Source organism: Desulfovibrio sp. SGI.102 (assembly GCF_050314315.1).
GTDB lineage: Bacteria > Desulfobacterota > Desulfovibrionia > Desulfovibrionales > Desulfovibrionaceae > Desulfovibrio.
The window spans coordinates 1-8471 of sequence record NZ_JBNPNC010000076.1; the positions used below are offsets into that span (position 1 = coordinate 1).

The 8471-nt window shown below is 58.2% G+C and carries 6 protein-coding genes and 2 tRNA genes; 4 read left to right on the top strand and 4 right to left on the bottom strand.

Features of this window, described 5'->3' with window-relative positions:
- Together ACQRCJ_RS11470 and ACQRCJ_RS11475 are read left to right on the top strand one after the other, a co-directional pair.
- The coding region (locus tag ACQRCJ_RS11470) for a restriction endonuclease subunit S (protein ID WP_427799844.1) at window positions 1-938 on the top strand (938 nt) is incomplete at its 5' end.
- Complete coding sequence (locus ACQRCJ_RS11475) at window positions 938-1888, top strand: hypothetical protein (protein ID WP_427799845.1); 951 nt, start codon at window positions 938-940, stop codon at window positions 1886-1888. The genes ACQRCJ_RS11470 and ACQRCJ_RS11475, both read left to right, overlap by 1 nt.
- A 278-nt stretch (window positions 1889-2166) precedes the next feature.
- On the opposite strand, the gene ACQRCJ_RS11480 is transcribed toward ACQRCJ_RS11475, so the two are convergent.
- A complete protein-coding gene (locus tag ACQRCJ_RS11480) occupies window positions 2167-2901 on the bottom strand; it encodes a sulfite exporter TauE/SafE family protein (RefSeq protein WP_427799846.1) in 735 nt (244 codons plus the stop codon).
- A gap of 225 nt (window positions 2902-3126) precedes the next feature.
- Window positions 3127-4587, bottom strand: a complete 1461-nt coding sequence (locus ACQRCJ_RS11485) for an APC family permease (protein ID WP_427799847.1) — start codon at window positions 4585-4587, stop codon at window positions 3127-3129.
- 644 nt (window positions 4588-5231) lie between these two features.
- Between ACQRCJ_RS11485 and ACQRCJ_RS11490 the strand changes: the two genes are divergently transcribed.
- Window positions 5232-5840, top strand: a complete 609-nt coding sequence (locus ACQRCJ_RS11490) for a DMT family transporter (RefSeq protein ID WP_427799848.1) — start codon at window positions 5232-5234, stop codon at window positions 5838-5840.
- Between the two features lie 266 nt (window positions 5841-6106).
- On the opposite strand, the gene ACQRCJ_RS11495 is transcribed toward ACQRCJ_RS11490, so the two are convergent.
- Both ACQRCJ_RS11495 and ACQRCJ_RS11500 read right to left on the bottom strand, forming a co-directional pair.
- Window positions 6107-6182 (bottom strand) — tRNA-Lys (locus ACQRCJ_RS11495).
- A 160-nt stretch (window positions 6183-6342) separates the two neighbouring features.
- Entirely contained in the window at window positions 6343-8067 is a 1725-nt protein-coding gene (locus ACQRCJ_RS11500; RefSeq protein ID WP_303956357.1) for a glutamine--tRNA ligase/YqeY domain fusion protein, read from the bottom strand.
- A 191-nt stretch (window positions 8068-8258) separates the two neighbouring features.
- Here ACQRCJ_RS11500 and ACQRCJ_RS11505 point away from each other — a divergent pair.
- Window positions 8259-8353, top strand: a tRNA-Ser gene (locus tag ACQRCJ_RS11505).
- Window positions 8354-8471 lie beyond the last annotated feature (118 nt).

Genomic DNA, 8471 nt, shown 5'->3' on the forward strand with positions numbered 1-8471 from the left:
TATCTCAAAAAACAAATTTTCAAAAACGTGGAGAAGGGGGAGCCCAACCTAATATATTTAAAGAAAAGATTATTATTACCCTTATGCCCCTCCCTCCCCTGGCGGAACAGCAACGTATTGTAGCCAGACTGGAAGAACTGCTCCCGGATGTGGAGGCCTACGGTACGGCGCAGGAACGATTGACCACGCTGGAGAGCTCGTTTCCGCAGCAGTTGCGCAAATCCCTGTTGCAGGAGGCCATCCAGGGCCGCCTTGTGCCCCAAAATCCCGACGACGAGCCCGCCGACGTTCTGCTGCAACGCATCCGCGCCGAAAAAGAACAATTGATCAAGGAAGGCAAGATCAAAAAACAAAAGCCCCTCCCCCCCATCACCGAGGAGGAAAAGCCCTTTACCATCCCCGACAGCTGGCAGTGGGTGAGATTGGGGGATTTGGCTGCGCGTATAAACTATGGTTTTACAGCATCAGCATCTATGCATGGAGATATTAAATTTTTACGCATTACAGATATCAACATAAAAACAAATGCAGTTAATTGGAATTCTGTTCCGTTTTGCACTATAGATAAAAACAAAATAAATTCATATTTACTTTTACCAAATGATATTTTGATTGCTAGAACAGGTGGAACTATTGGAAAATTTTATATAGTTGATAAAAAAATTCCAAAATCTGTTTTTGCATCATATCTAATTCGAATTTCTTTAATTAAAAATATAACAACAAAATATATTGGAATATTTTTATCTAGCCCAGCTTACTGGTCTCAAATTATAGATTCAAGCATGGGAACAGGACAACCAAATGTAAATAGCATTGCCCTTGCCTCTCTAAAACTCCCGTTCCCTCCCCTGGCGGAACAGCAACGTATCGTGGCCCGGCTGGAGGAGCTGCTCCCCTTGTGTGACGGGCTCTTATCTGCGGGGGGGCAGGCCTGATGGGCCGCCCCGCCGCCTCTCGGCCCCAAAGGGATACGGATGGCCGCTTTGTCCTGCGGTATCTTGCAGTCTGTGCCCGCCGCCTGTGGCACAGGCTGCGCTTATCCCACCTGCTCCAGCATCCCATGCGCCTTTTTGGCCTGCTGATAGTGCTCATTACAGGGATGTTCCTGCCCTGCATAGTCATGGATGACAACGGCGCGACCTATACCGGCTTTGGCAGTCTGTTCACGGCTTACGCCTTTGCGGGCGTCATCGTGACCGTGCTCTTGCAGCGTGCGGAGTTGCAGGAGCAACGCAAGGAACTGCGCGCCCAGCGCATCGAACTGGAAGGCCAGAAGCGTGAACTGGAGATCCAGAACCGCACCGCCCAGCTCCAGCGCTTTGAGAATAGTTTTTTTCATTTGTTAACTAAACTCTCAAATACAGTAGAAGAATTACAAAAAGCTCAAGGCATTCAAGAAAGCTCAAGGCATCCAACTGTAACAGTTATATACACTTTAACTTTATACGACACCATAAACAAAAAGCTCGCAAACTCAAAATCTATAGATATTAAAAATATCATTAATAATACATACAAAATACTCCCAACAATACTAAAGAAGTTTCTATTTGAATACTATGAAGTAATAAATTTTATATACACACACGATGCATTTTTAAAAAATAAAGATGAAATTAATAAATACATATCCATACTTAATCTTTCTTTAACAAATAGCGAATATGCGCTCCTTTTTTATGACGCCATTCGAGATGATAAAAAAATTAAAATCATCAACGAATTGCATCTTTTTTCCCGCTACTCCCTGTTGAATAAAAGCCACCCTCCCTGCAAACCGGAACACATCCTGTTCTTTTCCCCGCAGGCCTTTGGCGAAGACTACGAGGAATATATCGAGCGGCACGGCCTGCAAGGCAAAACGCTGGAAGACTTTCTCCAGTAGTGAGAGCCGGGGCGGCAGCCCTCCTTGCCAGCCTCCGCGTCATCTTCCCATCGCCGCACAAGCGTGCATTTTCTCCAACGGACTTCTTCCAGACAAAAAGGCCGGTGCATAAACACCGGCCTTTTCATTTTCAGACATGTCTCTGGCATCCTGCCGCATCAGGAAAGCACTTTTCCGGTCACAGCAAGACACGGCATGTTCACCGTGCCCTTGTCGCCTGTTGAGCGCGCCGTGTGACGGCGTGCGCCGAAGGCGCGGTGCCGTCCGCGCAGGCGCGCCTACCCTAGCGCCCGCACCAGGCAGACCAGGCCCGCCACGGCGATGACGCAGAGCAGCACCTTGCGGAAGGCCTGCTGCGAGATATGCTTGACTACGGGGAAGGCGATGCAGGTGCCCAGGATGACACCGGGCGCGCCGTACATGGCACAGGTGAGCACCGTGGGCGTGTAGAAACCGGCCATGCCCTGCAGCACCAGGGTCACGGTGGCGCGCAGCACGAAGAAGACGCCCAGCGTGCCCAGCAGCACGCGCGGTTCCCAGCCCATGCACAGGCCGTAGGCCCCCACGGGCGGGCCGTCGAAGGCGATGGCCGTGCCCAGCAGGCCGGAGCCGAAACCGGCCACGGCGCCCAGCGCCCGGGGATGGGCGATGGTACCGCGGGCGCGGAAGGTCTTCTGCCAGTAGACGTAATAGAGCAGGAGCAGGCCCACGGCGCCTTGCAGCACGGGGCCGGAACAGATCTGCAGGATATAGAGCCCGGCGAAGGACCCGGGCACGGACCCCGCCAGCATGGGCCAAAGGGAAGAAAGCCGGCAATGGCGAAAATGCATGCCGGCCAGACAGCCGTCCATGACCACGTTGATGATGCACGTCAGCGCGATGAGCTGATGGACGGGGATGACCAGCGCCAGCAGGGGAAAGGCCACCATGGCCCCGCCGATGCCGCTCACGCCGGAGACGAAACCGCCCAGGATCCAGGCGAAGAAAACAAAAAGGTCCGTAGCTTCGGGCATAACCTTCCCTCCTGTGGACGCTGCCCCGCCGCCGGTCTTCCCGGGGCCGCGGCGTCCCGCATGATCTGGATTGCTGCTCCTGCATAGGGGCCCCATGCCGTTTTAGCAAGGGGCGCCGGGAGCCCGATAAAAAAGCCGCCCCGGGGGGCAGGGCGGCTTCCATGAAAGGCGGTCCGGCGAACGGACAGCCAGTGTCCGGCTCCCCTTGCGGGGAGCCGCCGGAGGTTACTTCTTGAAGAAGACCGCGATGTCCTTGCGGCCCAGCACGTTCTCACGGACCTTTTCTTCAGGCAGGGAGATCCAGTGCTTCTTGTTGGAGAAGTAGAAGATGAAGCCCAGCACGACCCACACGGCCAGGCAGATGAAGGGGGCGGTACCGATGCGGGCGGGGGAACCGGGCACCAGCAGGAGCAGGATGCACATGACGGCGGTGATGGTACCCACGGCGCAGCAGAACAGCTTGAGGCCCTTCTTGTCCACGCCTTCGCTGCCCATGATCACGCGGCGGGCGGCCAGGCAGGTGAGCAGGTAGCCGATACCGGTACCCACGGAGCTCATGTCCACGGTCCAGGCCACGGCGGAGCGGCCGGCGAAGGGGGTCAGCAGCACGACGATGATGGTGAACAGGATGGCCTTGTAGGGGGTGCGGTACTTGGGATGGATCTCACCGAACCAGGCGGGCAGGATGCCGCTGCGGGACATGCTGAGCAGCAGGCGGCTGGTGGCGATGAAGAAGCCGTTGGTACCGGTGCACACGGCGCCGAACACGGCCACGGCCAGCACGATGGAGCCGAACTTGCCGAAGGCCATGGTGGCTTCACCGGTGCCCCAGGCGCCGCCGGTGGCGCGCTGGGCGTCGAGCTTGGCCAGCAGTTCAGGATACGGCACGGCCATGCCCACGGAGAGCATCACCATGGCGTACAGGAGCACGCCGCAGAAGATGGCGACGACCATGATGTTGCGGGCACGGGAAGGATCGAAGGCGAATTCTTCAGCAGTCTGGGGCACGGTATCGAAGCCCACGAACAGGAAGGGAGAGATGGCGAAGACCAGCAGCACGCAGGCGATCATGCTGCGCTTGTCGGAGAAGGCGGGGCTCAGGTTGGCCACGCTGGCGGTATCCAGGGTCAGCACGCCGCCGAACAGGGCCAGGATGCCGAAGGTCAGCATGAAGGCCAGGATCAGCTGCAGGGCGCCGGCAAAGCCGATACCGCGGTAGTTGATGTAACCGAAGAAGAAGGTACCGGCCGTCATCAATATGACTTCACCGGAATACACGGTCCAGCCGGCGATGGAATAGAGCTCTCCGAACTCAAACACACCGGGGAAGAGGAAGCGGAAAATGACCGAAAGGGCTGCGATGTCGATAGCAACAATGGCAAGATAGCCGATCACCAGCGCCCAGCCGCAAACAAAAGCGGCGCGGGGGCCAAAACCGATATACGCATAAGCAAAAGCACCGCCAGCAACAGAGGCGTATTTGACCATGTAGCTGAGGCATACAGCAACGAAGCTGATCAGGCAGGCACCCACAAAGAAACCAAGCAGGGTACCCACAGGACCGGCCTGGGGCAGGAACATATCACCGGGCAGCACAAAGCAACCCCAACCGACAATGGAGCCCAAAGCCAGTGCGCACACCTGCAATGGCGAGAGGGACTTTTCCAACTTGACCTGTTCCGACATACCATTTTCTCCGTTATGAATTTGATACCGCTGCGGATTGCTTGTTATGGCTGCCATACATGCACATGAAGCCTGGTCGTTGCACCCTTTGGCGAACTCCCGGGCGAAAGCTATAGTCCCTCCCTGCACAGCAATAAGCGTGCCATATGTGAAAAACTTCCCTATGTCGGACAATATCCCGTTTTCTCACAAAAAAAGGAATAATAACCATTATTTAAATTTAAAAAATGATAAGTAAAATAAAAAATTTTGATTTTTATATCAAAATTTATATTACATTCTGTAAAAAAAGACCCGCTTGTGATTATTTGGCTAACCACACCCTCCTGAGGCCCCTTCAGCCGGGCACCCCCTCCAGCACCTTGATTTATCTGCCTTATGCAGCCCATCTCTGCAGACAGACCCGCGACAGCGGCATCGGTCACCGGCCATGAATGCCCTGAGCCAAGGGCTCCCGGCCCGCAGATAAAGGCAAAACAACCTTACGCAGCCAATATAATTGAAGATCGTTCAAATCACCCTGATGCGGCATGGAAATTGCTGCCCTCAGGCAAGCTTGTGCCTGACGGCACAGCCTTGTGACCCATATCACCGGCCTGTTCATGCGGACTGGCGAACGTCCTTACAGATGGAGCTGACGTACCATGAGCATCTCAGCGAGCCCCGGGCGGCTCTCCTGCGGCTCTTCCCTGCTGGCCGGCGGCCCTTTGTGCATCATCCTCGGCACCCTGTGCTTCAGCACCACCGGCACCGTGCAGGCCCTGGCCCCGGATGGCAACCATCCTCTGGGCATCGGGGCCCTGCGCATGCAGATCGGGGCGCTGGCCCTCTGGGCCTGGTGCGCCTGCCGGCATTCCCTGCCCGCGGGGCTGCGGCACTGGCAGTTGCGCTGGCTCATCCCCGCCACGCTGGGCCTGCTGGGCTTCCAGGTCTTTTTCTTCTGGGGCGTCCAGCAGGCGGGCGTCGCCGTGGGCACGGTGACGGCCATCGGCTTCTCTCCCGTCATGGCCGCCATCCTGGCCCGCATCATCCTGGGCGAACGCCCTGCCCGCATCTGGTACCCGGCCACGGGCCTGGCCCTGGTGGAGCCGCTGGGCGCCGCCTGCTGGGGCATCTTTTTGCTGCATGAGCCTGTCGGCGGGCAGGAGCTGGCAGGTATGGGACTGCTTTTCGGCGGTGTGGCCCTGCTGGCCCTGGGCAAGAAAACGGAGAACACGCCCCCGACGGAGGAACATGCCTCCTCCCGGCCCTGAGCGGGGAAGGTGCCCCCCAGCACTGATAGACAGGCAAGATCCCGGAGACTGTCGGCTGCAGACGACAGCTCCCAAGGGTCCGGGAAGGATGTTCTCCGTGTCCTCCCGGGCCCTTGTTTTTTTACCGGCCTCCGTACCGGCCGCCTGGCTCCGAAACACCAACGGGCCGCCCCTTTCGGGACGGCCCGTTTCGTTATCCGCGGGACACAGGGGCCCCACAGACGCAAAAAGCCCCTGACGCTCTCGCATCAGGGGCTTGCATGCAATGGTGGGTCGTGCGGGGTTCGAACCTGCGACTCTCTGCTTAAAAGGCAGATACTCTACCTACTGAGTTAACGACCCGTTGAGACGTTTCAGATATACAAATCCCCACATGAAGTCAAGGATTATTTTCCACAAATCCGTTTTTCCGGCCGTTCCATGCCACAACGGCATGGCTTTGTCCCCCCCTCATCGTGCGGGGCACCGCCACGGCCGGACACCCTAACGTCTTTTGCCGGGGCTAGGCGTTCTTCTTTTCCTGCTTGGCCCAGGAATCGCGCAGGCCCACGGTGCGGTTGAAGACCGGGCGCTCGTCGGTGCTGTCCTTGTCCTTGCAGAAGTAGCCCACGCGCTCGAACTGCACCTTGGCGCCCACTTCCTTGGCAGCCAGGGCCGGTTCCAGCATGGCGGTCACTTCGCGCAGGGAATCGGGATTGATGGCATCCAGGAAGGTCTGGCCTTCGGGCATGGCATTGGGGTTCTCGGCCGAGAACAGGTGCTCGTACAGGCGCACGGTGGCGGGCACGGCATGGCGCGCGGAGACCCAGTGGATGGTGCCCTTGACCTTGCGGCCGTCGGGGCTCTGGCCGCCGCGGCTCTCGGGATCGTAGGTACAGCGCAGTTCCACCAGATTGCCGGCATCGTCGTACACGGCTTCGCGGCAGGTGATGAAATAGGCGTAACGCAGACGCACTTCCGCGCCGGGCGCCAGGCGGTGATACTTCTTGGGCGGATCCTGACGGAAGTCGTCGCGTTCGATCCACAGTTCACGCGAGAAGGGCACGGTGCGGCTGCTGTAGGCGGCATCTTCGGGATGCCAGGGCATCTCGAACTCTTCCACCTGGTCTTCGGGGTAGTTCTCGATGACCACCTTCACGGGATCCAGCACGGCCATGGCGCGCGGGGTGTGGGCGTTGAGGTATTCGCGGATGCAGAATTCCAGCACGGCGTAATCCACCATGGAGTCGGAGCGGGCGATGCCGATGCGGCTGCAGAACTCGCGCAGGGCCTCCGGCGGCACGCCGCGGCGGCGCAGGCCGCTCAGGGTGGGCATGCGCGGGTCGTCCCAGCCCTTGACGTAGCCTTCCTTCACCAGCTGGATGAGCTTGCGCTTGGACAGCACCGTGTGGGTGAGGTTGAGGCGCGCGAACTCGATCTGCTGGGGATGGTACACTTCCAGGGCATCCAGCACCCAGTCATAGAGCTCGCGGTTGTTCTCGAACTCCAGCGTGCAGATGGAGTGGGTGATGCCTTCCAGCGAGTCCGACAGGCAGTGGGTGAAGTCGTACATGGGATAGATGCACCACTTGTTGCCCGTGCGGTGATGTTCGGCATGGCGGATGCGGTACAGGGTGGGGTCGCGCATGACCAGATTGGGCGAGGCCATGTCGATCTTGGCGCGCAGCACATGCTCGCCGTCGGCGAATTCCCCGGCGCGCATGCGGCGGAACAGGTCCAGGTTCTCTTCCACGCTGCGGTTGCGGCAGGGGCTCTCCTTGCCGGGACGGGTCAGGGTGCCGCGGTACTCGCGGATCTCGTCGGCGCTCAGGTCGTCCACATAGGCCTTGCCCTTGAGGATGAGCTGCTCGGCGTATTCGTAGAGCTTGTCGAAATAGTTGGACGCATAGAATTCGCGGTCGTCCCATTCACCGCCCAGCCACTTCACGTCCTCGCGGATGGAATCCACGTATTCGGTGTCTTCCTTGACGGGGTTGGTGTCGTCGAAGCGCAGGTTGCACATGCCGCCGAACTCGCGCGCCACGCCGAAGTTCAGGCAGATGGACTTGGCATGGCCCAGATGCAGGTAGCCGTTGGGTTCCGGAGGAAAGCGCGTGTGCACCTGACCCCCGAAACGACCCGACGCGTTGTCGTCCATGATGCGGGCGCGGATGAAGTCCACACCGGCTTTGGGATTGTCGTTGCTTTCCGCGGCAGCGGCCACGGTCTCGGCCTTGTTTTCGCTCATGGCGTTGTTCCTCCGTAAGATATTGAACGCAGCAGGATACGCCAAGCCGGTACGGGGGTCAACGCCGCCCGCCGGGCCTTCCCGGCAAAGACGAAGATTTTTTTGTGCCTTTACCGGATTTTCCCTTGACAAGTAGGCCCTTCCCGACTAATGTACAGCCTCACGCGGGAATGACGATGTCTTCCCTGAGCGGAGAGGTGTCCGAGTCGGCCGAAGGAGCTCGCCTGCTAAGCGAGTATACGGGCTTAAACCTGTATCGAGGGTTCAAATCCCTCCCTCTCCGCCACTAAGGCAGCAAAGCCGGTAGGTTACAGCACGTAGCTTACCGGCTTTTTTCGTGCCTGAAAAATAGCCTCCCCGGCAAAGATGTATACCAAGGAGTATACTGACGTGCCGAAACAGCC

Bases quoted from the DNA above. Each gene is read 5' to 3' on its own strand.
- ACQRCJ_RS11475 (WP_427799845.1), top strand. From the start codon at position 938: ATGGGCCGCCCCGCCGCCTCTCGGCCCCAAAGGGATACGGATGGCCGC.
- ACQRCJ_RS11480 (WP_427799846.1), bottom strand. From the start codon at position 2,901: ATGCCCGAAGCTACGGACCTTTTTGTTTTCTTCGCCTGGATCCTGGGC.
- ACQRCJ_RS11485 (WP_427799847.1), bottom strand. From the start codon at position 4,587: ATGTCGGAACAGGTCAAGTTGGAAAAGTCCCTCTCGCCATTGCAGGTG.
- ACQRCJ_RS11490 (WP_427799848.1), top strand. From the start codon at position 5,232: ATGAGCATCTCAGCGAGCCCCGGGCGGCTCTCCTGCGGCTCTTCCCTG.
- ACQRCJ_RS11500 (WP_303956357.1), bottom strand. From the start codon at position 8,067: ATGAGCGAAAACAAGGCCGAGACCGTGGCCGCTGCCGCGGAAAGCAAC.